The sequence below is a fragment of the Rhizobacter sp. J219 genome (assembly GCF_024700055.1).
In the GTDB taxonomy this organism is placed as follows: Bacteria; Pseudomonadota; Gammaproteobacteria; order Burkholderiales; family Burkholderiaceae_C; genus Rhizobacter.
The window spans coordinates 2,421,727-2,447,535 of record NZ_JAJOND010000001.1; the positions used below are offsets into that span (position 1 = coordinate 2,421,727).

Annotated in this window: 27 protein-coding genes and 2 pseudogenes; 20 read left to right on the plus strand and 9 right to left on the minus strand. The window is 68.8% G+C overall.

Features of this window, described 5'->3' with window-relative positions:
• The first annotated feature begins 39 nt into the window (after window positions 1-39).
• From nrdR to tolA, 18 genes and pseudogenes are all read left to right on the plus strand, one after another.
• Window positions 40-483, plus strand: coding sequence for a transcriptional regulator NrdR (gene nrdR / locus LRS03_RS11000; RefSeq protein WP_257825469.1), 444 nt, complete (start codon window positions 40-42; stop codon window positions 481-483).
• 118 nt (window positions 484-601) lie between these two features.
• Entirely contained in the window at window positions 602-1,129 is a 528-nt protein-coding gene (locus LRS03_RS11005; RefSeq protein ID WP_257825470.1) for a GspH/FimT family pseudopilin, read from the plus strand.
• 11 nt (window positions 1,130-1,140) lie between these two features.
• Window positions 1,141-1,575 (plus strand): type IV pilin protein, encoded by a 435-nt coding sequence (locus LRS03_RS11010; RefSeq protein ID WP_257825471.1) that lies wholly within the window; start codon window positions 1,141-1,143, stop codon window positions 1,573-1,575.
• Between the two features lies 1 nt (window position 1,576).
• On the plus strand, window positions 1,577-2,143 hold the full coding sequence (locus tag LRS03_RS11015) for a PulJ/GspJ family protein (protein ID WP_257825472.1): 567 nt from the start codon (window positions 1,577-1,579) through the stop codon (window positions 2,141-2,143).
• Window positions 2,140-3,288 (plus strand): hypothetical protein, encoded by a 1,149-nt coding sequence (locus tag LRS03_RS11020; protein ID WP_257825473.1) that lies wholly within the window; start codon window positions 2,140-2,142, stop codon window positions 3,286-3,288. The genes LRS03_RS11015 and LRS03_RS11020 overlap by 4 nt, the downstream gene beginning before the upstream one ends.
• 7 nt (window positions 3,289-3,295) lie before the next feature.
• On the plus strand, window positions 3,296-4,291 hold the full coding sequence (locus LRS03_RS11025) for a hypothetical protein (protein ID WP_257825474.1): 996 nt from the start codon (window positions 3,296-3,298) through the stop codon (window positions 4,289-4,291).
• A gap of 25 nt (window positions 4,292-4,316) precedes the next feature.
• The gene (gene ribD, locus LRS03_RS11030) at window positions 4,317-5,441 is read left to right on the plus strand and encodes a bifunctional diaminohydroxyphosphoribosylaminopyrimidine deaminase/5-amino-6-(5-phosphoribosylamino)uracil reductase RibD (RefSeq protein ID WP_257825475.1); all 1,125 of its coding nucleotides are present in this window, start codon (window positions 4,317-4,319) and stop codon (window positions 5,439-5,441) included.
• A gap of 12 nt (window positions 5,442-5,453) precedes the next feature.
• On the plus strand, window positions 5,454-6,080 hold the full coding sequence (locus LRS03_RS11035) for a riboflavin synthase (RefSeq protein WP_257825476.1): 627 nt from the start codon (window positions 5,454-5,456) through the stop codon (window positions 6,078-6,080).
• Between the two features lie 43 nt (window positions 6,081-6,123).
• Window positions 6,124-7,219, plus strand: a pseudogene (gene ribBA / locus LRS03_RS11040) (bifunctional 3,4-dihydroxy-2-butanone-4-phosphate synthase/GTP cyclohydrolase II).
• A gap of 15 nt (window positions 7,220-7,234) precedes the next feature.
• Window positions 7,235-7,699 (plus strand): 6,7-dimethyl-8-ribityllumazine synthase, encoded by a 465-nt coding sequence (ribH, locus tag LRS03_RS11045; protein ID WP_257825477.1) that lies wholly within the window; start codon window positions 7,235-7,237, stop codon window positions 7,697-7,699.
• On the plus strand, window positions 7,696-8,232 hold the full coding sequence (nusB, locus tag LRS03_RS11050) for a transcription antitermination factor NusB (protein WP_257825478.1): 537 nt from the start codon (window positions 7,696-7,698) through the stop codon (window positions 8,230-8,232). Before ribH ends, nusB begins: the two co-directional genes overlap by 4 nt.
• A gap of 8 nt (window positions 8,233-8,240) precedes the next feature.
• On the plus strand, window positions 8,241-9,428 hold the full coding sequence (locus LRS03_RS11055) for a pyridoxal phosphate-dependent aminotransferase (RefSeq protein ID WP_257825479.1): 1,188 nt from the start codon (window positions 8,241-8,243) through the stop codon (window positions 9,426-9,428).
• 278 nt (window positions 9,429-9,706) lie between these two features.
• Window positions 9,707-11,260 carry a serine/threonine-protein kinase gene (locus LRS03_RS11060; RefSeq protein WP_257825480.1) on the plus strand — a complete coding sequence of 518 codons (1,554 nt, stop codon included), beginning with the start codon at window positions 9,707-9,709 and terminating at the stop codon, window positions 11,258-11,260.
• The gene (locus LRS03_RS11065; protein ID WP_257825481.1) at window positions 11,257-11,649 is read left to right on the plus strand and encodes a TssQ family T6SS-associated lipoprotein; all 393 of its coding nucleotides are present in this window, start codon (window positions 11,257-11,259) and stop codon (window positions 11,647-11,649) included. The genes LRS03_RS11060 and LRS03_RS11065 overlap by 4 nt, the downstream gene beginning before the upstream one ends.
• Window positions 11,650-11,716: 67 nt before the next feature.
• Window positions 11,717-12,148 carry a tol-pal system-associated acyl-CoA thioesterase gene (ybgC, locus tag LRS03_RS11070; protein ID WP_257825482.1) on the plus strand — a complete coding sequence of 144 codons (432 nt, stop codon included), beginning with the start codon at window positions 11,717-11,719 and terminating at the stop codon, window positions 12,146-12,148.
• 60 nt (window positions 12,149-12,208) lie between these two features.
• A complete protein-coding gene (gene tolQ, locus LRS03_RS11075) occupies window positions 12,209-12,925 on the plus strand; it encodes a protein TolQ (RefSeq protein WP_257825483.1) in 717 nt (238 codons plus the stop codon).
• A gap of 13 nt (window positions 12,926-12,938) precedes the next feature.
• Window positions 12,939-13,370, plus strand: coding sequence for a protein TolR (tolR, locus tag LRS03_RS11080; protein WP_257825484.1), 432 nt, complete (start codon window positions 12,939-12,941; stop codon window positions 13,368-13,370).
• Window position 13,371: 1 nt separating this feature from the next.
• Window positions 13,372-14,190 (plus strand): cell envelope integrity protein TolA, encoded by an 819-nt coding sequence (tolA, locus tag LRS03_RS11085; RefSeq protein WP_257825485.1) that lies wholly within the window; start codon window positions 13,372-13,374, stop codon window positions 14,188-14,190.
• Here tolA and LRS03_RS11090 read toward each other — a convergent pair.
• From LRS03_RS11090 to LRS03_RS11120, 7 genes and pseudogenes are all read right to left on the minus strand, one after another.
• Complete coding sequence (locus tag LRS03_RS11090; RefSeq protein WP_257825486.1) at window positions 14,187-14,642, minus strand: DoxX family protein; 456 nt, start codon at window positions 14,640-14,642, stop codon at window positions 14,187-14,189. The two genes, tolA and LRS03_RS11090, sit on opposite strands and share 4 nt — an antisense overlap.
• Before the next feature lie 62 nt (window positions 14,643-14,704).
• Window positions 14,705-15,496: an HvfC/BufC N-terminal domain-containing protein gene (locus LRS03_RS11095; protein ID WP_257825487.1), complete on the minus strand. Its 792-nt coding sequence runs from the start codon at window positions 15,494-15,496 to the stop codon at window positions 14,705-14,707.
• Entirely contained in the window at window positions 15,493-16,344 is an 852-nt protein-coding gene (gene bufB, locus LRS03_RS11100; RefSeq protein WP_257825488.1) for an MNIO family bufferin maturase, read from the minus strand. Before bufB ends, LRS03_RS11095 begins: the two co-directional genes overlap by 4 nt.
• Complete coding sequence (locus LRS03_RS11105) at window positions 16,344-16,622, minus strand: BufA1 family periplasmic bufferin-type metallophore (RefSeq protein WP_257825489.1); 279 nt, start codon at window positions 16,620-16,622, stop codon at window positions 16,344-16,346. The genes bufB and LRS03_RS11105 overlap by 1 nt, the downstream gene beginning before the upstream one ends.
• Window positions 16,623-16,741: 119 nt before the next feature.
• Window positions 16,742-18,181: an efflux transporter outer membrane subunit gene (locus tag LRS03_RS11110; RefSeq protein ID WP_257825490.1), complete on the minus strand. Its 1,440-nt coding sequence runs from the start codon at window positions 18,179-18,181 to the stop codon at window positions 16,742-16,744.
• Window positions 18,182-18,186: 5 nt separating this feature from the next.
• Window positions 18,187-21,361, minus strand: a pseudogene (locus LRS03_RS11115) (efflux RND transporter permease subunit).
• Between the two features lie 30 nt (window positions 21,362-21,391).
• Window positions 21,392-22,567, minus strand: a complete 1,176-nt coding sequence (locus tag LRS03_RS11120) for an efflux RND transporter periplasmic adaptor subunit (protein ID WP_257825491.1) — start codon at window positions 22,565-22,567, stop codon at window positions 21,392-21,394.
• A gap of 134 nt (window positions 22,568-22,701) precedes the next feature.
• Between LRS03_RS11120 and LRS03_RS11125 the strand changes: the two genes are divergently transcribed.
• On the plus strand, window positions 22,702-23,694 hold the full coding sequence (locus LRS03_RS11125; protein WP_257825492.1) for a LysR family transcriptional regulator: 993 nt from the start codon (window positions 22,702-22,704) through the stop codon (window positions 23,692-23,694).
• Here LRS03_RS11125 and LRS03_RS11130 read toward each other — a convergent pair whose 3' ends face one another.
• Together LRS03_RS11130 and LRS03_RS11135 are read right to left on the minus strand one after the other, a co-directional pair.
• Window positions 23,695-24,087 carry a response regulator gene (locus LRS03_RS11130; RefSeq protein ID WP_257825493.1) on the minus strand — a complete coding sequence of 131 codons (393 nt, stop codon included), beginning with the start codon at window positions 24,085-24,087 and terminating at the stop codon, window positions 23,695-23,697.
• A gap of 88 nt (window positions 24,088-24,175) precedes the next feature.
• Window positions 24,176-24,664 carry a GAF domain-containing protein gene (locus tag LRS03_RS11135; protein WP_257825494.1) on the minus strand — a complete coding sequence of 163 codons (489 nt, stop codon included), beginning with the start codon at window positions 24,662-24,664 and terminating at the stop codon, window positions 24,176-24,178.
• A gap of 177 nt (window positions 24,665-24,841) precedes the next feature.
• Here LRS03_RS11135 and LRS03_RS11140 point away from each other — a divergent pair, with 177 nt between their 5' ends.
• Entirely contained in the window at window positions 24,842-25,807 is a 966-nt protein-coding gene (locus tag LRS03_RS11140; protein ID WP_257825495.1) for a TRAP transporter substrate-binding protein, read from the plus strand.
• The last annotated feature ends 2 nt before the right edge of the window (window positions 25,808-25,809 follow it).

The window sequence follows — 25,809 nt, forward strand, 5'->3', positions numbered from 1 at the left end:
TCGCGCAAGCGGCCCCGCCCTCGTTTTGGGCGAAGCCGCATGCGTTGTCCATTTTGTTCACACGAAGACACCCAAGTCGTCGAGACACGCGAGTCCGACGAGGGTGACGTCGTGCGCCGTCGCCGGCGCTGCCAGAGCTGCGACAAACGGTTCACCACCTACGAACGCGCCGAGATCGCGCTGCCGTCCGTCGTCAAGAAAGACGGCACACGCGCCGAGTTCGACATCGGCAAGGTTCGCGCGTCGATGACACTCGCCCTGCGCAAGCGGCCGGTGAGCGTCGAGCAGATCGATGCCGCACTCGAACGCATCCAGGACAAGCTTCTCAACAGCGGTGCCAAGGAAGTGGCCTCCACCAAGCTCGGCGAGTTGGTCATGCGCGAACTCAAGCGCATCGACAAGGTGGCCTACGTGCGCTTCGCCTCGGTCTACCGCAGCTTCGAAGACGTTGACGAGTTCCGGCAGTTGATCCGCGACATCTGACGCCCATCCCCCGCCCGGGTGCCCTCGCCAGTGGCCCCGGGATTCCCCCCGCGCGGTGGAAGCCACGCCGCGGTGCATTTCCTACAGTGCCCTCACACAAAACAGAGGGAGGGCACCCATGCACACCAGGAGCGCCGCGCCACGCGGCTTCACCTTGATCGAGATGATGGCCACCGTGGCAGTGGCCGGCATCGTCGCGACGGCGGCCGTGCCATCGCTGAACGGCTGGGCCGACCAACAGCGGCTCAAGGGCATTGCGGGCGAGCTGTCGAGCGACCTGCAGCACGCCCGCACCGAAGCCGTGCTGCGCAACGAAGGCGTGCGCATCACCTTCATCGGCAACGCCTGCTACGTCGTGCACACCGGCGCGGCCGATCGCTGTCGCTGCGATGCCGACGGCATCGGGCACTGCGAAGAGGGTGCCGAACCCCTCAAGACCGTCGTGCTGCCCACCACCCAGGGCTTGGCCCTTCAGGCCAACGTGCGCTCCATCCTCTTCGCCCCTGCGCACGGCACGGCAAGTCCGGCGGCCACGCTGCGCATCAGTGGCGCCCAAGGCCGCACGGTGCAGCACACCGTCAACCTGATGGGGCGCGTGCGTTCGTGTGCGGCGCACGGCGCGGTGTCCGGCTACAGCGCCTGCTGAGGAGGATCGCCATGCCACGCCTCCAACGCGGCTTCACGCTCATCGAGATGATGATCGTCGTGGCCATCGCCGGCATCCTGGCGAGCGTCGCCATCCCGAACTTCCAGGCCCCGCTCTACAAGGCGCGGCGAGCCGACGGGATCACCGCCCTGCTGCAGCTGCAAATGAGCCAGGAGCAATGGCGCTCGGGCAACCGGCAGTACGCGAGCCTGGCCGAACTGCGTGTGCCGGCCACGTCGAGCATGCGGTACTACACCCTCGCCGTCGCAGAACCCACCGCGTCGGGCTACGCGCTCGTGGCCACGGCCACCGGTGCCCAGGCCGGCGATCGCCCCTGCCGCGTGCTGCGGATCACAGTCGCCAACGGCCAGGCCACGCACGCGTCGGGTGCCGATGAGCACAGCGCCAACGCCGACGCCGACAACCGCCGCTGCTGGGGCATCTGAGATGCGCCACTCGCAACAAGGCCTCACGCTGGTGGAGCTGATGGTCGGCATGGCCATCGGCCTGCTGCTCATCGCGGTCGCGTTGCTGGCCATGAGCCAGCACCTGCGGGAGAACCACCGCCTGCTGATCGAGGCAAGGCTCACCCAGGACCTGCACGCCATGATGGACCTGCTCTCGCGCGACCTGCGCCGCGCCGGCCCGCTGGCCGTGCAGCACGACGGCGTGCGCTTCAGCCACGCCGGCAGCAGCGAGCCGCTGGCCTACCGGCTGCACGACGGCATCGTCAGCACGAAGATCGGCGACGGCCACTGGCAGGCGATGAACGACATCCAGAGCCTGCGCGTCTCGTCGCTGCGTGTCGTGCCGCGCACGCAGGAGATCGTGCTCGACGGCGCCTGCCGCGAGGCGTGCACCGGATCGACACCGCACTGCCCGCCGCGCCAGCAGCTGCGCAGTGTCGAGATCGAACTCACCGCGCACGCCGTGCACGACGCCCGCTGGACGCGCACCACCACGCGCCATGTGCAGCTCCGCCACGATGCGCTCACCGGCGCCTGCCCGACATGAATGCACAACGAGGCGCGGCAGCGCTGCCCATCACGCTGATGCTCGCGTTCGCGCTGCTGCTGGCCGTGGCGTTTGCCAACCGCAGCGTGCTGCTGCAGGTGCGCAGCTCGGTCCATCAGCTGCACGCGGCGCAAGCCCATGAGGCCGCCCAGGCCGGGCTGGCCTGGACGCTCGCCCAGCTCAACCGCAGCGAGCCGGTCGGCGAGGACTGCCGTCCGACGCAGGCCAGCGACGCCACCCCGTGGCACGAGCACGCGCGGCGCGGGCCACTGCAAGCGAGCTGCGTGGCCGAGGGCGAGGGCTGGGCCTGCCACTGCCCGCTCGATGGCGAACCCCGCCCGGTGCAGCACGCCACCTCGCCCGCCTTCTACATCCAGCTCAGCGCCGACCCGGCGCAGCCTGATCGCTGGACGCTGACGGCGACCGGCCGTGGCGGCATCGCCACCGGCCGCACCATTCAGCTGCAGCTGGCCATCGGCCGCCTGCCGGTGCTCGACACCCTCCCCGCCGCTGCACTCGCGGTGCGTGGCAACGCCAGCTTCTCCGGCGACGTCACGCTCACCCACACCGACGCCGCATCCGGCGGCGTGACGCTGCACAGCGGCGGCAGCGTGCAGGGCGCCGGGCTGCGCGTCGTCAGCAGCCCCGGCACGCCGGCGCGTGCCTCGATCCTGAGCGACCAGGCCGCGTTGGCGAGCCTCTCGGCAACAGGCCTGCACGCCAGCGTCTTCCGCATGGAGCGCAGCCTCTGGCGTGAGCAGCCCGGCGTCGCCGCCGTGAACTGCAGCAGTGCCTGCGATGCCGGTCTCGCCGAAGCCGCCCGCCAGCACACGCTGATCGCCCTCGACGGCGGCCTTCGCCTCGACACCCCGCTGACCCTCGGCACCCCGCAGCGCCCGGTGGTGCTGGTGGTAGACGGCCCCGTGGAGCTGAACGCCGCCGTGACGATCCACGGCCTCGTCTACACCCACCACCCCCAGTGGACCGACAGCGCCGGCACCACCATCCGCGGCGCCGTGATCGCCGAGCACGACCTGCGGGCCGAGGGCCCCACGACCATCCACCACGACATCGCCGTGCTGCAGGCCCTGCAGCAGCGCGGCGGCACCCATGCCCCCGTCGCCGGCAGCTGGCGCGACCTCTGAGGACAAGATGAACACACGCCCACGCCAACACGGCGCCAGCCTCGTCGAGGGCCTGGTCGCGCTGCTCGTGCTGTCGCTGAGCCTCGTCGGCGCGGTGCGGCTGCAGACCTGGCTGCGGCAGCACAGCGACCTCGCGCGTGAACGCAGCGAGGCCGTACAGCAGGCTCAACAGGCGCTCGAGTCCCAGCGCGGCTTCCGCGACCTCGCCGCCTTCGACAGCGCGGCGCCGCGTGAGACCACAAGGGCCACTCCCACCACGAGCTTTCGCCTGCAGCACGAGGCCGCGACACACGAGGGCTTGAAGACGGAGCGCATCACCGTGCACTGGCAGCCCCGCCGCGGCGCAGAGGAGCGTGTGCAGCTGGCCTCCGGCAGCGCGCGGCTGGCCCCGGTCTATTCCGCCCTGCTCGACGTGCCACCGCAAGACGCCGTGCTGGCCATGCCACGGGTGTCGCCCACCGGCGCCCACCCCCTGCCCCACGGCCGCAGCATCGTCAAACCCACCGCCCACAGCCGCATCGCGTGGGTGGTGGACAGCGCCACCGGCGAGATCCAGCTGCAGTGCACGGTGGCCGCGGCGTCGCAGGCGCAAGATCTGCGCGTCGACGATCTCGCGGACTGCGAGGCGTTCTCCGCCCGCCTCGTTCGCGGGTTCATCCGCTTCGCGCTCTCCGGCACGCCCGACCCCTTGCACGCCAACGACCCACCGTTGCCGCTCACGGTGCAGGCCGCAGCCCATCGCTGCGAGAGCGAGACCATCGCCCGCGACGGCGAGCGATACATCGCCTACGCCTGTGCCGTACCCACCGTCGACGCCGAACCCACCCTCATGCCGCAAGGCTGGACCTTCGGCCAGAGCGCCTCTGCCTTCAAGGCCTGCCGCTACCCCGGCAGCGCTCGATCCCCTCGCAACTACCTCATCGTGCGGGGGGACCTCGACTGCCCGAGTGCCGTTCCGCCGCACAATGGCGCTCCTGTGGTCACCGTTCAGCACCAGCCTTGAACGCGGTGGCCCACCGCGGCCACCGATGCAGACACCTCACCACTCCCCTGCCGACGAAGCCTTCATGCGCGAGGCGCTGGCCCTCGCCGCACAGGCCATCGGCCTGTCCGAACCCAACCCGCGCGTCGGCTGCGTGATCACCGACAGCGCCGGCCGCGTGCTCGGTCGCGGCTTCACGCAGGAGGCCGGTGGCCCCCATGCCGAAGTGATGGCGCTGCGCGACGCAGCCGCCTTGGGCCACGACGTCCAAGGCGCCACCGCCTACGTCACACTCGAACCCTGCTCGCACCACGGGCGCACCCCCCCGTGCTGCGACGCGCTCATCGCGGCGCGCCTCGGCCGCGTCGTCGCCGCGGCCCAAGACCCCAACCCGCTGGTCGCCGGCAACGGCAGCGCCAGGTTGCGCGCCGCCGGCATCAGCGTCACGACCGGGCTCCTGGCCGATGCCTCGCGCGAACTCAACATCGGCTTCTTCTCGCGCATGCTGCGCAAGCGCCCCTGGGTGCGTCTGAAGACCGCCATCTCGCTCGACGGCCGCACGGCGCTCGAAAACGGCCGCAGCCAGTGGATCACCGGCGAGCCTGCGCGCATCGACGGCCACGCCTTCCGCAAGCGTGCCGGCGCCATCCTCACCGGCGTGGGCACCGTGCTCGAAGACGACCCGCGACTCGACGTGCGCCTGGTCGACACCCCCAGGCAGCCATTGCGCGTCATCGTCGACTCGCGCCTGGAGACGCCGCCTGCGGCCCGCATGCTCCAGCCGCCCGGCCCGGTGCTGCTCTACGCCGCCGGCCACGACAAGACACGCGAAGACGCTTTGAAGGCCCGGGGCGCCGAGATCGCCTTCGCCCCCGGGCCCTCGGGCAAGGTCGACCTGCCGAGCATGCTCGCCGACCTGGCCCAGCGCGGCGTCAACGAGCTGCACGTCGAGGCCGGCCACAAGCTCTCGGGCTCCTTCGTGCGCGAAGGCCTGGTCGACGAGCTGCTCGTCTACCAGGCGCCCAAGCTGCTCGGCCTCGGCCAGGGCCTGGCGAGCTTCGGCCCGATCGACGACCTGGCCGATGCGCTTGCGCTACGCTTCGTCAGCGTCGAGCGCCTCGGCGACGACCTGCGCCTTGTCGCGCGCCCTCCCGGCCGCGAGCATTTCTAGACACATCCCACCATGTTCACAGGCATCATCACCGGCATCGGCCGCATCACCGCCGTCAAGGCCCTCGGCACCGACCCCTCGCATGGCAAGCAGCTCGTGCTGGAAACACCCGCCGGCTACCTCGACGACGTGCAGCTCGGTGACAGCATCGCGCTTAACGGCGCCTGCATGACCGTCACCACCTTCGACGCCGCCGCACGCCGTGTCACCATCGACATCTCGGCCGAAAGCCTGGACAAGACCGCCGGCCTCGACCAGCCCGGCCCGGTCAACCTCGAAAAAGCCCTGCGCGCCCACGACCGCCTGGGCGGCCACATCGTCAGCGGCCACGTCGACGGCATCGGCGAGGTGAGCCATTTCGCGCCGGTGGGCGAATCGTGGGAGCTGCGCATCCAGGCACCCAAGGCGCTGGCCAAGTTCCTCGCCTACAAGGGCTCGATCACCGTCAACGGCGTGAGCCTCACGGTCAACCGCGTGGCCGACCTGCCTGCCGGCTGCGAGTTCAGCATCAACCTGATCCCGCACACGATCGAGAACACCGCGCTCGGCGCACTCAAGGCCGGTTCCAAGGTCAACCTCGAGATCGACCTCATCGCCCGCTACGTGGAACGGATGCTGAGCCCCGGTATTTCTGCCTGAGCCGCGACCCTCCGGAAAAACCCGCCCCGCCTACAATCGCGGGATGCCCATTTCACCCGTTCCAGAAACCATTGCCGGAAACCGCCGCCGGCCGCATGGTCATCCTCGTGGATGAAGAAGATCGCGAAAACGAAGGCGATCTCGTGCTCGCGGCCGACCACGTCACCCCCGAGGCGATCAACTTCATGGCCAAGTTCGGCCGTGGCCTGATCTGCCTCACGCTCACCCGCGAACGCTGCGAGCGCCTGCGCCTGCCGCCGATGGCCCAGCGCAACGGCACGCAGCACGGCACCGCCTTCACCGTCTCCATCGAAGCGGCCACCGGCGTGACGACCGGCATTTCCGCCGCCGACCGCGCGCGCACGATCCAGGCCGCGGTCGCGAAAGACGCGCAGCCGAGCGACCTGGTGCAGCCCGGCCACATCTTCCCGCTGCAAGCCAAGGACGGCGGCGTGCTCATGCGCGCCGGCCACACCGAAGCCGGTTGCGACCTCGCCGCGATGGCCGGCCTCTCCCCCGCCTCGGTGATCTGCGAGATCATGAAAGACGATGGCACGATGGCCCGTCTGCCCGACCTCGAAGTCTTCGCCAAGGAGCACGGCCTCAAGATCGGCACCATCGCCGACCTGATCGGCTACCGCAGCCGCAACGAGAGCCTGATCGAACGCGTGAGCCAGCGCGAGCTGTCCACCCCGTACGGCAGCTTCAACGGCACCGTCTTCCGCGACCGCACCGGCGGTGTGCACCTCACCTTGAGCCACGGCCCCATCCACACCGGTGAAGAAGTGCTGGTGCGCGTGCACGAGCCGCTGTCGGTGATGGACCTGCTCGACATGGGCACCTGCGGCCACTCGTGGCCCCTGCCCAAGGCCCTGCAAGCGGTGCAGGCAGCCGGCCGCGGCGTCGCCGTGCTGATGAACTGCTCGGCCGACACCAGCTCGCTGCTCACCCGCCTGGGCGCACCCGCAGACACCCTCGCCCCGCGCGGCCAGATGGACCTGCGCACCTACGGCATCGGCGCACAGATCCTGCGCGAGCTGGGCGTGACCAAGATGAAGCTCCTCGGCAGCCCGCGCCGCATGCCCAGCATGACCGGCTACGGCCTGGAAGTGACCGGCTTCCTCGCCCCCGAACATTGAACCCCAAGGACCCCCATGCAAGACGCTGACAAAGGCGAAGCCGCCGACCTCGACGGCACCGATCTGCGCATCGGCATCGTGCAGGCGCGTTTCAACGAGCCGCTCACGAGCGCTCTGGCCAAGGCCTGCATCGCCGAACTCGAAACCCTGGGCGTCGCGCTCAAGCACATCAAGCACGTGACGGTGCCCGGCGCGCTCGAAGTGCCGGTGGCGCTGAACGCGATGGCGCAAAGCGACCGCTTCGACGCGCTGATCGCGCTCGGCTGCATCATCCGCGGCGAGACCTACCACTTCGAACTTGTGGCCAACGAAAGCGGCCAGGGCGTCACCCGCATCGCACTCGACCACGAGCTGCCGATCGCCAACGCCATCCTCACGGTCGAGAACGAAGAACAGGCCTGGGCCCGTGCCGAAGAAAAAGGCCGCGACGCCGCCCGTGTGGCCGTCGAGATGGCCAACCTGCTGGAAGACCTCTCGTGACCACTGAGCCCAAGAAGGCCGCCCCGGCCAAACCCAGCGGCAAACCGGGCGGCAAGTACGCCGGCAAGGGCGGCGCCGGCAAGGCCAACGCGCCCAAGTCGGCGCGGCGCCGCTCGCGCGAAGTCGCGCTGCAAGGCCTGTACGAATGGCTGCTCTCCGGCAGCGATGCCGGCGTGATCGATGCCCATGTGCGCGAGCAGGAAGGCTTCGACAAATGCGACAGCGCGCATTTCGACGCACTGCTGCATGGCTGCATCGACGAAGCCGCCGACATCGACGCGGTGCTGGCCCGCCACGTCGACCGCAAGACGACCGAGCTGTCGCCCATCGAGCATGGCGTGCTGATGATCGGCACCTATGAGCTCAAGCACTGCATCGACATCCCCTACAAGGTGGCGATCAACGAAGCGGTGGAGCTGGCCAAGAGCTACGGCGGCACCGATGGCCACAAGTACGTGAACGGCGTGCTCGACAAGGCAGCGGTCGACCTGCGGCCGGTGGAGGTCGAGGCGTTCCGCGCCTCGCGTCGCTGAAGAGGGCGATGAAGTTCGCCTCACGGCTCGACCACATCGAGCCCTTCTACGTGATGGAGTGCGCCAAGGCGGCCGCCGAACTCGCCGCGAGCGCTCTCTGCGACCCGGCCCAGGGCGGCCGGCCGATGATCTTCCTCAACATCGGCGAACCCGACTTCACCGCACCGCCACTCGTGCAGGCTGCGGCACAACGCTGCCTCACCCAGGGCCGCACCCAGTACACCCCGGCCACCGGCCTGCCGGCGCTGCGTGAGCGCCTGAGCCAGTGGTACCGCGACCGCTTCGGCCTCGACGTTCCGGCACGCCGCATCGTCATCACCGCCGGCGCCTCGGGCGCGCTGCAGCTCGCCTGCCTCGCGCTCGTCGACCGTGGCGACGAAGTGCTGATGCCCGACCCGAGCTATGCCTGCAACCGCCACTTCGTGGCCGCGGCCGACGGCAAGCCGGTGCTGCTGCCCTCGCCGCCCGAGCACCGCTTCCAGCTGGACGCGGCTGGCGTCGAATCCGCATGGACGCCGCGCACCCGCGGCGTGCTGCTGGCCTCGCCGTCCAACCCCACCGGCACCTCGATCGCGCACGACGAGATGGGCCGCATCGCCGACGTGGTGCGACGCCGAGGCGGCGTGACCATCGTCGACGAGATCTACCTGGGCCTGAGCTTCGACGAGGCCTACGGCCGCAGCGCCCTCGCCCATGGCGACGACATCATCTCGATCAACAGCTTCTCGAAGTACTTTTCGATGACCGGCTGGCGCCTCGGCTGGATGGTGCTGCCCGAGTCGCTCGTCGCCCCCGTCGAGAAGCTGGCGCAGAACCTCTACATCTGCGCCTCCACCGTCTCGCAGTACGCGGCGCTCGCCTGTTTCGAGCCCGAATGCCTGGCCGAGTACGAGCGCCGCCGCGGCGAGTTCAAGGCGCGCCGCGACTTCCTGGTGCCGGCGCTGAACGATCTCGGCCTCAAGGTCCCGGTCATGCCCGACGGCGCCTTCTACGCCTGGGCCGACTGCAGCAAGCACGCGAGCAACAGCTGGGATTTCGCCTTCGACCTGATGCGCCGCGCGCAGATTGCCGCGACGCCGGGTCGGGATTTCGGCTCCCATGCGGGTGAACGTTATTTGCGCTTTTCGTATGCCAGCAGCATGGACAGCCTCACCGAGGCTGTGGCGCGCCTGCACCAGTTGCTGAGGGTGACGTGAGAAAGCACACAGGCTTTTGGGTGACGGGGTGTTACTAGTTCGCGAAGCCGGTGCTTTTTGGTGCCAGCATGGGTTCAGCTTGCACTAAGCTCGGGTGATGGTGGTTGCTTACTGCCCCGCCGAATGATGCATCCAAGTCCATCCATGACCGGCCCTGCTTCCGAACCCCCGCCGTCCGTCCCGGGCAACAACCCGTTGCCGCCGGACTCGGCGCCTTGGGTCGACACGGAAGAGATGTCGGTCGACTTCCCCCCGCCGGGTCCCAGGTCACCCGCACCGTGACGCCCGCCGCCGGCAAGGGCCAGGACATGGCCACCATCGGCCACATCGGTCGCTACGCCCTCAAGTACCAGATCGGCGAGGGTGGCCTGGGCCGCGTGTTCGCCGCGCACGACCCGCTGCTCTCGCGGCTGATCGCGATCAAGACCCTCAACCTCGAGATCGCCGCCGAAGAGCGCGAGGCCTTCAACGCCCTCTTCCTGAACGAAGCGCGCGCCGCCGGTGGCCTGAGCCACCCGCACATCGTGACGGTGTTCGATGCCGGCGTCAGCGACCAAGGCGCCTACATCGCGATGGAGCTGCTCAAGGGCCGCGACCTGCGCCAGTTGCGCCTCGAAGGCTGGAAGCCCACGCCCACGCAGGCCGCGCTCATCGTGCGCCGCGTCTCCGATGCGCTCGCCTATGCCCACTCCAAGGGCGTGGTGCACCGTGACATCAAGCCGGCCAACATCTTCATGGTCGGCCGCACTCAGCCGCGTGTGCTCGACTTCGGCATCGCCCGTGTCGCCCACCAGCACGAGAACGAAGGCGACATCGCCGGCGGCTCGCCTTACTACATGTCGCCCGAGCAGGTGCAGCACGCGGCGGTCGACCGCCGCACCGATGTGTTCTCGCTCGGCGTCGTGCTCTACGAGTTGCTGACGGGCACGCGCCCGTTCCGCGGCAATTCGCTGCAAGAGATCACCGGTGCCGTCGTCTCGCTCGTGCCGCCCAAGGCGCACGAGGTCGACGCGAGCGTGCCCAAGGCCTTGTCCGAGATCACGGCCAAGGCGATGGAAAAGAATCCCGACGACCGTTTCCGCTCGGCGCGGGCGCTGTCGCGCGAGCTGCGCCACTGGCTGGAAGAGCACGCCCAGCAGGAGAGCCAGGAAGCGGCCGAAGACGGCCTCGGCACCGGCCGCAAGCCGGTCGTGTGGGCGCTGGCCGGCGTGGCCGCGCTCGCCGTGGCGGCCACTGCATGGTGGGCGCTGTCGTCGTCCAGCCCGGCCCCGGCGCCCGAGACCTTGCAAGCCGCTGCGCCCGCCGCGTCGGTGGCGGCGCCCGTCGTGGCGCCGCCCGCAGCGCCGCCGGAGATGGCCTCCGCTCCCGCCCCCGTCGTGGCCACCACGGTGACACCGATCGAGCCCCCGGCCTCGGCGGCGCCTGAGGCCAGCCTGCCGGCCCCGCCCCCCGTTGCGGCCGCGCCGGTCGCGCCGCCGCCGGCACCCGTCCAGGTGGCCCAGGCCGCCAAACCCGAGCCGGCGAACGCCAAGCCCGCCGCCCCGAAAGAAACCGCCAAGGAGCGCCGCGCCCGCGAGGCCCGCGAGCGCGAAGCCCGCCGCGGCGCGGGCGTGGCCGCCGCGACCGGCACGCTGCGCATCGCCGTCAGCCCGTGGGGCAACGTCGAAGTCGACGGCAAGCCCGTGGGCACCGCGCCACCGCTCAACGAACTCACCCTCACCGAGGGCCGCCACACCATCACCATCCGCAACGACGAGTTCCCGCCGTTCAGTTCCAGCGTCACCATCGTGCCGGGACAGCCGGTCTCCCTCAAACACCGCTTCGGATCATGAAAACACTCTTCGGCTCCACCGTGGTTTCGCTGGCGTTGGCCGCCCTCGCGGGTTGCGCCTCGCAGCCCAGGCAGGCTCCGGTCGGGCTGATGGACGTCATCTCGCGCCCGGCCGAGAAAGCGCTGCAATCTGGCCTGCGCGCCTACGACGACGCCCAGTACGCCGACGCCGAGAAGCAGCTCAACAACGCCCTCAAGGCCGGCCTCGTGTCACCGCGCGACCAGGCCGAAGCGCACAAGGTGCTCGCCTTCATCTACTGCACCAGCCGGCGGCTGGTCGAGTGCGAAGCCGAGTTCCGTGCCGCCAAGGCCTCCGACCCGGCGTTTGTGCTCAGCAAGTCGGAGCAGGGCCACCCGCTCTGGGGCCCGGTGTACAAGAAGATCCCGTAAGGTCTTTTGCAAATCGCGCAGTGATAATCCGCGAGCTGACGGCTCACCAGCCGTTCGACTCGCGTTCATGACTGCAGCAGCCCACACCTTCGCGCACACCCTGCGCATCTACTGGGAAGACACCGACGCCGGCGGCGTGGTGTTCTACGCCAACTACCTCAAGTTCTTCGAGCGGGCCCGTACCGAATGGCTGCGCTCGCTCGGCTTCGCGCAGGAACAGTTGCGCGCCGAGACCGGGGCGATCTTCATCGTCTCGCAGACCACCGTGCGCTACCTGCGCCCGGCCCGGCTCGACGACCAGCTCACCGTGACCGTCGACGTGCGACATGCCGGCCAGGCCAGCATGACCGTCTCGCAAGTGGCCTGGCGCGGCGACGAGCGACTGGCCGAGGGCGACATCCGCATCGGCTGCGTCGATGCGCAAAGCTTCCGGCCGCGCCGCATCCCCGAGCCGTTGCTGAAGGTGATGGCCGACTACATGGCGACCCAGGGAACCTGAGCACGCCCCTTGCCTCTCACTCCCGACTCTCACAACAAGACCCCAAAAGGACACAGCCACATGAACCAAGACTTCTCCATCGTCAGCCTGGTGTTGCACGCGAGCTTCGTGGTGCAGCTGGTGATGGCCGGGCTGCTCGTGGTGTCGCTGGCGAGCTGGACGGTCATCTTCGGCAAGCTCTTCGGGCTCAAGAAGGTGCGCGCGGTGAACGAGGAATTCGAGCGCGAGTTCTGGGCCGGTAAAAACCTCAACGACCTTTACAACGACGCGGGAAGGCGTGCCGAAGGCGCGCCGATGGAGCGCATCTTCGCCTCGGGCATGCGCGAGTTCCTGAAGCTGCGCGAACGCCGCGTCACCGACGGCGGCATGCTGCTCGACGGCTCGCGCCGCGCGATGCGCGCGAGCTTCCAGCGCGAGCTCGACGTGGTCGAGGCCAACCTTTCCTTCCTCGCCACCGTCGGCTCGGTGTCGCCCTACGTCGGCCTCTTCGGCACGGTGTGGGGGATCATGCATGCCTTCGTCGGCCTCGCGAACCTGCAGCAGGTGTCGCTTGCGACCGTGGCGCCCGGCATCGCCGAGGCCCTCGTGGCCACCGCGATCGGCCTCTTCGCCGCCATTCCGGCGGTGATCGCCTACAACCGCTTCGCCCGCGACATCGACCGCATCGCGATCCAGATGGAGACCTTCATCGAGGAGTTCTCCAACATCCTGCAGCGCAACGCCAGCCAGCCCTTGCCGCCGCCCACCGCCGCGCCGATGGCCGGCGCGATGCGCTGAAGGGAGCTGACCGATGCCCGCCGTCACCCCCTTGCGCACCGGCGGCAGCCGCCGCCGCACCATCAACGAGATCAACATGGTGCCCTTCATCGACGTGATGCTGGTGCTCTTGATCATCTTCATGGTGAGCGCGCCCCTCATCACCACCGGCGTGGTCGACCTGCCGAGTGTCGGCAAGAGCAAGCAGCAGCCCAAGAAGGTGATCGAGGTCGTGGTCGCCAAGGATGAGACGCTGCGCCTGCGCGTCGACAACAAGGACGTGAGCACGATGACGCTCAAGAACCTGGCCGACCGCGTGAGCGCTGCGCAAGGCGGCGATGCCACCGCGCCGGTCGTGATCTCGGCGGACCGCTCGGTGAAGTACGAGTCGGTGGTGAAGGTGATGGACCTTCTGCAAAAGGCCGGCGTGCAGCGCGTGGGCCTTTCGGTGAAGACCAACGGCTGACATGACTGTCTCGACCTTCCAGCGGGAAGACCTGATGCCCAAGTCGGCCGACGGCATCAGCCGCGGCATGCTGCTGGCCGGGCTGGTGCACGTGGGACTTCTGATCGCGCTGACGCTCGGTGTGAACTGGAAGGCCAGCGAGCCCGAAGGCGTGGAAGCCGAGCTGTGGGCCTCGGTGCCGCAAATCGCCGCGCAGCGCGCCGTCGAGCCCGAGCCTGCGCCGAAACCGACGCCCAAGCCGGAACCGAAACCCGAGCCCAAACCGGAGCCCAAGCCCGAGCCGAAGGCACAGCCCGACCCTCAGATCGCGATCGAGAAGGCCAAGCAGGAAAAGCTGAAGAAGCAGAAGGAAGAAGAAAAGCGCGAGCGCGAAGAGAAAGAGAAGCTCGAGAAGAAAAAGGCTGAAGAGAAGAAGGCCGAGGCCGAGAAGCGCAAGAAGGAAGAAGAGCGCCTGGCGGCACAGCGCGAGGCGAACATCAAGCGTATCCTCGGCGAGGCCGGTGCGACAGGCGCTTCACCCGGCGGCAAGGCGCAAGTGACGGCGGGACCGTCGGCCTCATGGGCTGGGCGCGTGGTTGCAAAGGTGAGGCCGAATTTCGTTTACACCGAAGCGCTCTCGGGCGACCCGGCCATCACAGTGGAACTCAAGCTCTCGGCCAACGGCACCATCATCGGCCGCAAGCTCGCCAAGAGCAGCGGCGACAGCCGACTGGACGACGCGGTGCTGCGCGCGATCGACAAGACCGAGCAATTGCCGCTCGACACCGACGGCACCGTCCCGTCATCGGTGGAAATCGTCTTCCGCCCGGGCAAGTTCTAAAGCAGCTTCGGTGCAATCAGCCGGTCGAGCGACCACTTGCCCGGCCCCCACAACACCAGCGCGAGCAACAGGCTGCCCCAGAAGATGTGCTGTTGCAGCGCCGCGGGGGCAATCTCCTGCAGGCTGAGCACGGCCACCGCGTTGACCACCGACAGCCCCAGCGCCGCGAAGCGCCCGCCGAGCCCGAGCAGCAAGAGCACCGGCAGCACCAGTTCACCCGCCGTGCCCATCACCGCGGCCACCGGCGGCGGCAGCAAGGGCACCTGGTACTCGTCGGCGAAAAGCGCGAGCGTCGTGTCCCAGTCGTGGATCTTGGTCAGGCCCGACATGAAGAAGACCTGCGCGACGTAGAGCCGCGCGCCGAGCTGCGCAGCGGGCTGGAGCGCTTCGAGCGCGTCGACGAAGCGGCTCCAGAGCCTGAGCAGCGGGGCGAGCGCGGTGAGAGTGGTCATGGCATTCCTCCAAGGGTGTAGGGTCTTGGTCGTGCGGCGGCGCCGTTTTCTTGCAGCAAGCCTCAGGCGCCATCGACCGCCACGGCGCGCCACAGCCATTGGCGCTGCAGCGCCTGCACCAGCCAGGCATCGAAGGTGAAGCCCTCACCCGCCTGCGCGAGTGCGAGGGCGAGCGTGTCGCCGTTCAGCAGCGACTGCATCCACCTCGCGGTCGGAGCGTCGATCACGCCGGCCTCGGCGCGCCAGCCCGATCGCCACACGACGGCGTTCTCGCCCTCACCCGCACCGAGCTTGCGGCGGGCCTGTGCACGATGTTCGTCGGCAGCGTCCGACGCCTGGTGGGCCTTCCACAAGCTCACCACCGGGTGCCCGCTGACCAGCACTGCCACACCCGGCATCAGCGCGAGGCGCAGCCGGGCAGGCTCCATGTCGGCGAGCAGCGACAGCGTGCCGGTGTCGACCTGCACATCAAGCGCACGTTCGGCGTCTGCGAGCTGCCAATCGAGCCGGGCCACATCGGCGAGGTAGGGCACATCGGCGAGTTGCTCGCCGGCCGCGATGAAAGCCGGCAGGGCGCCGCCAAACTGCGCCAGATCGCCGCGCACCGGCGGCTCGGCGTGCCAGAAGGCACGGGCCAGCGCGGCAAACGATTCCTCGCCCACCAGCGCCTGCACGGTCGGAAAGGCCGCCGCCAGCGCACGCTCGGCCGAGGCCCCCGCATTGGCCTGGTAGGCCTGCAAGCCGCGTGTCACGCCGGCCGGACGATCGAGTACCCAGCCCTGCAGTGCAGCGCCATCGCCGCGCTGCAGGATGGCCGCCATCAGCGCCTGCTGTCGTTGTGCTTCGGTGCTCATCGCGCGAGGCAGTGTTCGGCGCGTTGCGCCTCGCCGAGGAGCACATCGAGCGACGGCAGGTCGGTGTCCCACTCCACCAGCGTGGGCCTCGGGCCCAGGCGCGCCAGCGCATGGCGGTACACCTGCCACACCGGCTCGTGCACGCGGCTGCCGTGGTCGTCGATGACGATCTCGCCGCTCTCGTCCGACACCACGCAATACCCGGCAAGGTGGATCTCACCCACCGCTTGCGCGTTGATCGCATCGACCCAGGCACACGCGCTCGCCACCGCATCACCGGCGCCCTCGTTGAGCGCGTTCACGACGAGGTTGTTGACGTCGAGCAGAAGCCCGCAGCCGCTGCGGCGCACGAGCGCGTTGAAGAATTCGGGTTCGCTCATCTCCTGGTCGGCCCACGCGAGGTAGGCCGACAGGTTCTCGACCAGGATCGGCCGGCGCAGGCGCTCCTGCACCTGCGTCACGTTGCACACCATGATGTCGAGCGCCGCGTGCGTGAAGGCGAGCGGCAGCAGGTCATTGCCGTGCAGCACCGGCCCACCCGCCTGCCGCGGCGCACGCGCAAAGCTCGCATGGTCGGAGACCCGCGCCGGCTCGATGCGCTCGACCAGCCGCGCGAGCCGATCGAGGTGCCACGGGTCGAGCCCGGCCGCCGAGCCGAGCGACAGGCCCACGCCGTGCAGGCTCACCGGGTAATGCGCGCGGGCCTCGTGCAGCACCGCGAGCGCCGCACCGCCGTCGCCGAAGAAGTTCTCGGAATGGACTTCGACGAAGGCGAGCGGCGGGCGCGTTTCCAGCACCTGCGCGTAGTGCGGCTGGCGCAGGCCGATGCCGCAGCGCAGGGCCTCCATCACTTCTTCGCGCTGGCCTTCTTGGCTTCGTCGGCGCTCATGCCGCCCATGTCCTTGCAGGTGCCCTTGGCGACGTACTTCCACTCGTCGGGCGACTTGTCGGTCTTGGCCTGGCCGGCGCACGAGTGGCTGCCCGACAGGTTGGCGCAGTCGTTCTGGCCGGCCTTGGCGATGCCGTAGCACTTCTCCTTCGGCTTGTCTTGCGCGGCAACCTGGCCGGCCAGGCCGAGGGCCAGGACGGAAGCAAGGGCGGTGGAAGCGATCAGGCGTTGGGTCATGGGGTTCTCCTTGAGAGTTGGGATGTGTCGCACGCAATGGCAACGACACGCTTCCGTCGATGACAACGGCGGCTTCTTACAGCCGCCGCGATCATCGCCCAAAGCCCCTCGCGCGAGAACTACTGCTGCACCGGCCAGCCACCGCCGAGCGAGCGGATCAGCGCCACGGTGCCGGTGGCCCAGCCACCGCGCAGGCGCACGGCCTGGCGCTCCACCGCCAGCAGGTCGCGCTGCGTGTCGAGCAGCTGCAGGTAGCTGTCTTCACCGGCGCGGTAGCGCTTGTCGGCGAGCTCGGCCGCACGGCGGGCCGACACCAGCGCTTCGTCGACATGGCGCACCTGGTCGCGCACCGACCTCAAACTCGCCAGGCTGTCTTCCACATCGGCAAACGCCGACAGCACCGTGCCGCGGTACGAGGCCACCGCGCCGTCGAGCTGTGCTTCGGCCTGCTCGACGACGGCCTTGTTGCGCCCGCCATCCAGGATGGGCAGCGAAAACACCACGCTTGCGAGCCAGGCGCGGCTGCTCCACTTGAAGAGGTTTTCCAGCTCGCTCGACGCATGGCCGCCTTCGGCCGTCAGCGCGAGCGCCGGGAAGAGCGCCGAGCGGGCCACGCCCACCCGTGCCGTCGCGGCCGCGAGGCTGCGCTGCGCGGCGGTGACGTCGGGCCGGCGCTCCAACAGGGCCGAGGGCAGGCCCGCCGGCACCTCGGGCACCTTTTCCGCCGGCAGCAGCGGCGCCACCTCGAGGTTGAAGCCTGCGGGCGCCTGGCCGAGCAGCAGCGCGAGCGCATGCTCGGTGCGGGCACGCTGGCCGGCGAGCGCCGCGCGCTCCGCCTGCACGGTGGCGAGCTCGGTGCGCGAGCGCGCGACGTCGAACTCGGCCACCGCGCCGGCGCTGAAGCGGCGCTCGATCAGGCGGTTGTTTTCCGTGCGCAGCCCGAGCGTCGCATCGAGCTGCGCGAGCTCGGCGTCGAGCATGCGCAGCATGAAGTAGGTCTGGGCCACATCGGCCTGCAGCGCGAGCAGCACCGAGCGGTAGCTGGCCTCCACGCCCTGCGCATCGGCGCGTGCGGCCACCACGCCGTTGCCGACACGGTCAAAGAGGTCGATCTCGTAGCGCGCCCCGAGCCCGGCCTGGTAGACGGTGCTAGCGGAGGTGGCCGTGCCATCGGGCAGGCCCAGCGTGGCGGGCGCCGAGCGGGCGCGGCTCGCACCAGCGTTGAGGCCGAGCGTCGGCCAGCGGCCGGCCTGCGCGCCGCTCAGCGTGGCACGGGCGGCGCGCACCCGCGAGGCCGCGAGGGCCAGCGTCGGGTTCGCCTTCTCGGCCTGCGCTTCGAGCGCATCGAGCCGGGGGTCGCCGAAGACCGTCCACCACGCGCCGCGCGCCGCCGCTTCGGCCGGCACGGCGGGCTTCCAGCTGCCTTCGCCAGGGGTGGCCTGCTTGAAGGCAGCGGGGACCGCGATGTCGGGCTCGGGCACCTTCGGGGCCAGCGAACAACCGGCAAGCAGCAACGCTGCGGCCAGCGCGGTCAGGGGAGAGAGTCGTTGCAGTGTCATGTCAGTCAGACCTCGAGGGCCGCCACCGCGGTGGTGTTGCGGCGGCGTTCGATGCGCAGCGCCAGCTTGCGCAGCAGCACGTAGAAGAGCGGCGTGAGGAAGAGCCCGAAGAGCGTGACGCCCAGCATGCCGGCAAACACCGCCACGCCCATCGCATGGCGCATCTCGGAGCCCGCGCCCGACGAGAAGACGAGCGGCAGCACGCCCATGATGAAGGCGATGGACGTCATCAGGATCGGGCGCAGGCGAAGCTTGCACGCCTCGAGCGCAGCTTCGACGACGCCGCGGCCCTGGTGCTCCAGGTCACGGGCGAACTCGACGATCAGGATGGCGTTCTTCGACGCCAGCCCCACCAGCACGAAGAGCGCGATCTGCGTGAAGATGTTGTTGTCGCCCTTGGTCACCCACACGCCCAGCAGTGCGCACAGGATGGACGCCGGCACGATCAGGATCACCGCGAGCGGCAGCGTCCAGCTTTCGTACTGCGCGGCCAGCACCAGGAACACCAGCAGCACACACAGCGGGAACACGATCACCATGGTGTTGCCGGCGAGGATCTCCTGGTAGGTGAGGTCGGTCCACTCGAAGCCGATGCCGCGCGGCAGCGTCTCCTTGGCGAGCTTCTCCATGATGTCTTGCGCCTGCCCCGACGACACGCCCGGTGCCGGCCCGCCGTTGAAGTCGGCCGCGAAGAAGCTGTTGTAGCGCTCCACGCGGTCGGGGCCGTAGGTGGGCGACACATTCACCAGGCTGCCCAGGGGCACCATTTCGCCGCCGGTGTTGCGCACCTTGAACTGGCCGATGGCCGAGGCGTCGGCGCGGAACGGCGCATCGGCCTGCGCGATCACCTGGTAGGTGCGGCCGAACTTGTTGAAGTCGTTGACGTACAGCGAGCCGAGGTTGATCTGCATGGTGTCGAAGATGTCCGACAGCGGCACGCCCATCTGCTTGGCCTTGGTGCGGTCGACGTCGGCCTTCAACTGCGGCACGTTGACCTGGTAGCCCGAGAACACGCCGGCCAGCTCGGGTGTCTGCCAGGCCTTCATCTGCAGCGCCTGCACGGCCTGGTAGAGCGCGTCTTGACCCAGGTTGCCGCGGTCCTGCACGTAGAGCTTGAAGCCGCCGGTGGTGCCCAGGCCATCCACCGCGGGCGGCGGGAAGACCATGATGAACGCGTCTTGGATCGCACCGAGCTTCTGGTTGACCTCGGCCGCGATCTCGCCGCTGGTGCGGCCCTTGCGCTCCTTGAAGTCGTCGAGCGTGTAGAACACGATGCCCGAGTTGGGCGCGTTCATGAAGCCGTGGATCGACAGACCCGGGAAGGCGACCGACTCCTTCACGCCCGGCACCGATTGCGCGATGTCGCTCATGCGGCGGATCACCGCATCGGTGCGGTCGAGCGAGGCCGCGTCGGGCAGCTGTGCGAAGCCGACGAGGTACTGCTTGTCCTGCGCCGGCACGAAGCCCGAGGGCACGATGCGGAACATCGCCACCGCCGCAATCACCAGCAGCAGGTACACGCCCATCGTGGCCGCCTTGTGGCTCAGCACGCCGCGCACGCCGCGGGTGTAGCCGTTGGAGGACCGGTCGAAGAAGCGGTTGAAGCGCTTGAAGAAGCCGCCGAGCGCCCAGTCCATGCCGCGCGAGAGGCGGTCCTTTGGCGCGTCGTGCGGCTTGAGCAACGCGGCCGCCAGCGCCGGCGACAGCGTCAGCGAGTTGAAGGCCGAGATGACGGTCGAGATCGCGATGGTCAGCGCGAACTGGCGGTAGAACTGGCCGGTCAACCCGGAGACGAAGGCGATGGGGACGAACACCGCGCACAGCACCAGCGCGATCGCGATGATCGGGCCCGACACTTCCTTCATCGCCTGGATCGTGGCCTCGCGCGGTGTGAGGCCGCCCGCGATGTTGCGCTCGACGTTCTCGACCACCACGATCGCGTCGTCGACCACGATGCCGATCGCCAGCACCAGACCGAAGAGGCTCAGCGTGTTGATCGAGAAGCCGAAGGCGAGCAGCACCGCGAAGGTGCCCACCACCGACACCGGCACCGCCAGCAGCGGGATCAGCGACGCCCGCCAGGTCTGCAGGAAGACGATCACCACCAGCACCACGAGCGCCACCGCTTCGAGCAGCGTCTTGATGACAGCGGCGATGGAGTCTTCGACGAAGCGCGTCGGGTCGTAGACGATCTCGTACTTGAGGTCTTCGGGGAAGTCGCGCTGCAGCTCGTCCATCAGCTTGCGCACGTCGGCCGACAACTGCAGCGCATTCGACTCCGGCGCCTGGAAGATGCCGAGCGCCACCGCCGGTTTGTTGTTGAGCAGCGAGCGCAGCGAATACTGCGCCGCACCGAAGCTCGATGCGGGCGATGTCGCGCAGCCGGGTCACGCCCACCCCGTTCCCATTGGAGCCGGTCTTGACGATGATGTCGCCGAACTCCTCTTCGGTCGACAGGCGCCCCTGGGCATTCACCGACAGCTGGAACGGCGCGTTCTTGTTCGGCGAGGCGCCCACCACACCGGCGGCCACTTGCACGTTCTGCTCGCGGATGGCGTTGACGACGTCGGGCGCGGTGAGGCCGCGCGCGGCGATCTTCTGCGGGTCGAGCCACACGCGCATCGAGTAGTCGCCGGCACCGAACACCAGCACCTGGCCCATGCCGGGGATGCGCGAGAGCCGGTCCTTGATGTTGAGCACCGCGTAGTTGCTCAGGTACACCTCGTCGTATCGCGAGTTGGGCGACACGAGGTGGACCACCATCGTGATGTTGGGCGAGCTCTTCAGTGTGGTGACGCCGATCTGCCGCACCTCTTCCGGCAGCCGCGCAAGCGCACGCTGCACGCGGTTTTGCACCTGGGTTTCGGCCTGCTCGACGTTGGTGCCGACCTTGAAGGTGACGGTGAGGTTCATGCCGCCGTCGCCGGTGGCCTGCGAGGCCATGTACAGCATGTTCTCGACGCCGTTGATCGCCTCTTCGAGCGGCGCGGCAACCGTCTGCGCGATCACGGTCGGGTTGGCACCCGGGAAGCGCGTGCTGACCACCACCGACGGCGGCACGACCGAGGGGTACTCGGAGATCGGCAGCCGGAAGATGGCGAGCAGGCCGCCGAGGAAGATGAGGATGGACAGCACGGCCGCGAAGATGGGCCGGTCCACGAAGAACCTGGAGAAACGCATGGCGGTGATCCGGAAAGGTTGCGGTCGCGCTTACTGGCGCACGGGTGCGCTGGCGGCGGCGGTCATGGGCACGACCTCGGGTGCGATCGGCGAGCCCGGCCGCACACGCTGCAGGCCGTTGACGACGATGCGCTCACCCGGCTTCAGGCCGCTGCGCGCCACGCGCAGACCGTCGACCAGCGGGCCGAGCGTGACCACGCGGTACTCGGCCTTGTTGTCGGCGCCGACCACGTAGACGTACTTGCGGTTCTGGTCGGTGCCGATCGCGGTGTCGTTGATGAGCAGGGCTTCGCCCTTGCCGTCGGTGCCCACCTGCACCCGGGCAAAGAGGCCGGGCACGAGGGACGCGTCGGCGTTGCGCAGCACCGCGCGCATGCGCACCGTGCCGGAGACGGGGTCGATGCGGTTGTCGACGAAGTCGAGCTTGCCCTCGTGCGGGTAGCCGGTCTCGTTGGCGAGGCCCGCCTGCACCTTCACACCCGGGCCGCCCTTGCGGGCCAGCGCACCGACCTGCAGGAAGGTGCTCTCGTCGCCGTCGAAGCTCACGTACACCGGGTCGATCGACACGATGGAGGTGAGCACCACGCTGCTGTCGACCAGGTTGCCCTCGGTCACCTCGGCCTTGCCGATGCGGCCCGAGATGGGTGCGCGCACCACCGAGAAGTCGAGGTTGAGCCGGGCCGCCGCGAGCGCCGCCTCGTCGGCACGGGCGTTGGCGGCGAGCTGGCGTGCGTTTGACGCACGTTCATCGAAATCGCGCTGCGAGATGGCGTTGTCGGCCTTCAGGAGCTTGGAGCGCTCGAACTCGGCCGCCGCATGTTCGGCCTTGGCGCGGGCGCTGGCCACGGCGGCGTCGAGCCGGGCCACCTCGGCCTGGTAGCTGCGCGGGTCGATGACGAAGAGCACGTCGCCCTTGTTGACCAACGCACCGGGCTTGAACTTCACCGCCTCGATGGTGCCGGGCACGCGGGCGCGGATCTGCGCCGACTCGACCGCTTCGATGCGGCCCGAGAACTCCTGCAACTCCAGTACCTTCCTGGAGACAACTGCTGCCACGCTGACCGGCGGAGCCGGTGGGGCCCCGGCCGGCGCCGCGGCCTGGGCCTCGCCCCCGCCCGAACAGCCCGCCAGCGAAATGACCGCGGCCGAGACGAGCGTCAGGGCCAGGGTAGAAAACATCAGGGAGGTGGGTCGGGGGCTGGTCATGGCTTTCCTCGCGTGGCATTTCTTGAAGGTTTGTGCGCATGGAACAACCATGCTGCAATGCGGCATGACTTTATTGATCGGCGAAAGCCTTATAAAGTGGCTATTCAAAGATTGACTGTTCAGGAATCAAGACAATGGACCAGTTACGCGCCATGCAAGCCTTCGTCGGGGTGGTCGACACCGGTGGCTTCACCAGTGCCGCCGATCTGCTGAACATGCCCAAGGCCACGCTGTCGGCCTGCGTGGCCGAGCTGGAAGCGCACCTGAAGGTGCGGCTCCTGCACCGGACGACGCGCAAGGTCACCGTCACCGCCGACGGCGCGGCCTACTACGAGCGCTGCGTGCGCATCCTCGAGGATTTGCGTGACGCGGAAGAGTCACTCTCCTCGCGCCAGGGCTCGCCGCACGGCAAGCTGCGGGTCGACGTGAGCACCGCGGTGGCCAGCCGGCTGCTCATCCCGCTGCTGCACACCTTCCTGGAGCGCTACCCCGACATCGAGCTGGAACTGGGCTGCAGCGACCGGCCGCTCAACCTCCTGAGCGAAGGCATCGACTGCGCGCTGCGCGTGGGCGAGGTGAACGACCCCTCGGTGGTGGTGCGACGTGTGGGCACGATGCAGGTGGTGACCTGCGCGACGCCGGGCTACCTGGCCAAGCATGGCCGGCCCGAACATCCGCACGACCTGAAGAAGCACGTGTGCCTCAACTATTTCTCCATGCGCACCGGGCAGGTGTTCGACTGGGAGTTCAACCGCGGCGGCGAGCGCGTGGTGCTCACCGTCGACAGCCCGCTGACGCTGAACGACTCCAACGCCTACATCGACGCCTGCCTCGCGGGCCTGGGCCTGGGCCGGCTGCCGACCTACATGTTCCACCAGTACCCGAGCTGCGGCGCGCTCGAACTCGTGATGTGCGACTGGCTGTCGGACGACATGCCCTTCCACGCCGTCTACCCGTCGAACCGGCACCTGTCGTCGAAGGTGCGCGTGTTCGTCGACTGGGTGGCCGAGACGCTGGAAAACCACACCGGCATGCAGCTCTGCGAGCACGCGAAGAAGGAGCGTGCCAAGCAGGAGGCGGCCGCTCGTCAGATGATGGAGCTTGGGGTGCTGGAGCCGCCGGCTTGATCAGGCCGGCAAAGCGGCGCCCGAGAGGCTGGCCAGCACCTCGACTGCCGTCTTCACCTTGAAGGGCTTGATCATGATGCGCTGGACCCGCAGGCCCTTGAGGATGCCGACCGTGTCGGCATCGAGCCCGACCGCCATCACGGCGATGGAGGCTTCAGGGTCGCACAAGGTGGCGCCCTCGCGCACCTGCTGCACCAGCGTGACACCATCGTTGCGCTCGCCCAGGTCGGTGAGCACCGCGTCGTAGACATCCGTCTGCAGCATGCGCAGCGCGGCCTCATAGTGCGTGGCCTCGTGCACGTCGGCCAGGCGCAGCTGCCGCGCCACGTTGGCCACGGTGTTGCGCATCACGAAGTGCGGCTCGACCAGCAACACCCTTTTCTTCGTGTTCATGTCTGCCCCTCGTGCGCGGCTTTGCCGCTCGCGATCCCCCGCGGGGATCTCGTCCGGCTTGGGGCGGTCCGGCGCTCGGACTCGGCGCTCATGCCGAACGCTCCAGCTCGGCCACCACCAGCAGGCGCAGCGATTCGAGGATGCTGCGATCGATGGCGTCGAAGCTGCGCTCGCGGGTGTCGAGCACGCACAAGGTGCCGACGACGGCGCCTGACTTGAGCGTCAGCGGTGCGCCGGCATAGAAGCGGATATGGGGGTCGCCCACCACCAGCGGGCTGTCGTGGAAACGCGGGTCGTTCAGCGCATCGGTCACCAGCAGGGTCTCGCGCTGGTAGACCGCATGCGCGCAGAAAGAGACGTCGCGCGCGGTCTCGCAGGCGCTCAGGCCGATGCGCGACTTGAACCACTGCCGCTCGCTGTCGACCAGGCTGATCAGGGCCATGGGCACGTCGAACTCGCTGGCGGCGAACTCCACGATGCGGTCGAAACGCGCTTCGGGCGGGGTGTCGAGGATGAGAAGCGCACGCAAGGCCGCAAGGCGCTCGGCTTCGTCTTCGGGCAGGGGCGCGGGGATCATCCGCTGCATATCGGCTGTTCGGCCGCCAGCTGAAGGGCACAGGACGCGCCCGGGGGTGTGCGATCACGGCTCACGTGTGGAACGGTGCTTGCATCCCCAGCACGTAGAAGCCCGGATGCCACCCTTCACATCGCACGCTTACCCTCGTGCGTCTTCCCCACCCTCAAGACCACTGCCATGCGCCTTCACCTGCCCTTGATCGCTGCCGCCCTGCTCTTGGGCGGCGCCGCACAGGCCCAGACCAAATGGGACCTGCCCTCGGCCTACCCGGCCACCAACTTCCACACCGAGAACCTGACCCAGTTCGCCACCGATGTCGACAAGGCCTCCGGCGGCAAGCTCAAGATCACGGTGCACCCCAACGCTTCGCTCTTCAAGGCGCCCGAGATCAAGCGCGCGGTGCAAGGCGGCCAGGCCCAGGCCGGCGAGATCCTGCTCGTGAACTACCAGAACGAGTGGCAGATCTTCGGCGCCGACGGCCTGCCCTTCCTGGCCGACAGCTACGACGAATCGGCCAAGCTCTACAAGGCGCAAAAGCCCATCCTGGAAAAGAAGCTCGCCGAGCAGGGCCTGATGCTGCTCTATGCGGTGGCATGGCCGCCGCAGGGCATCTTCAGCAAGAAGCCGATCAACTCCGCGGCCGACCTGAAAGGCGTGAAGTGGCGCGCCTACAGCCCGGCCACCTCGCGCCTGGCCGAGCTGCTGGGTGCGCAGCCCGTCACCGTGCAGGCCGCCGAGCTCTCGCAGGCCATGGCCACGGGTGTGGTCGAGTCGTACATGTCGTCAGGCTCGACCGGCTACGACACCAAGACCTACGAGCACCTCAAGTTCTTCACCGACACCCAGGCCTGGCTGCCGAAGAACGCGGTGCTGGCCAACAAGGCCGCGTTCGATGCGCTCGACAAGCCGACGCAGGCCGCGGTGCTCAAGGCCGCCGCCGATGCCGAGGCGCGCGGCTGGTCCACCTCGAAGGCCAAGAACAACGAGTACATGGAGCTGCTGAAGAAAAACGGCATGACCATCGTCACGCCGTCGCCCCAGCTCAAGGCTGACATGCAGAAGGTCGGCCAGGCCATGCTCGACGAATGGCTGCAGAAGGCCGGCCCCGAGGGTCAGGCCGTCGTGAGCGCCTACCGCAAATGACG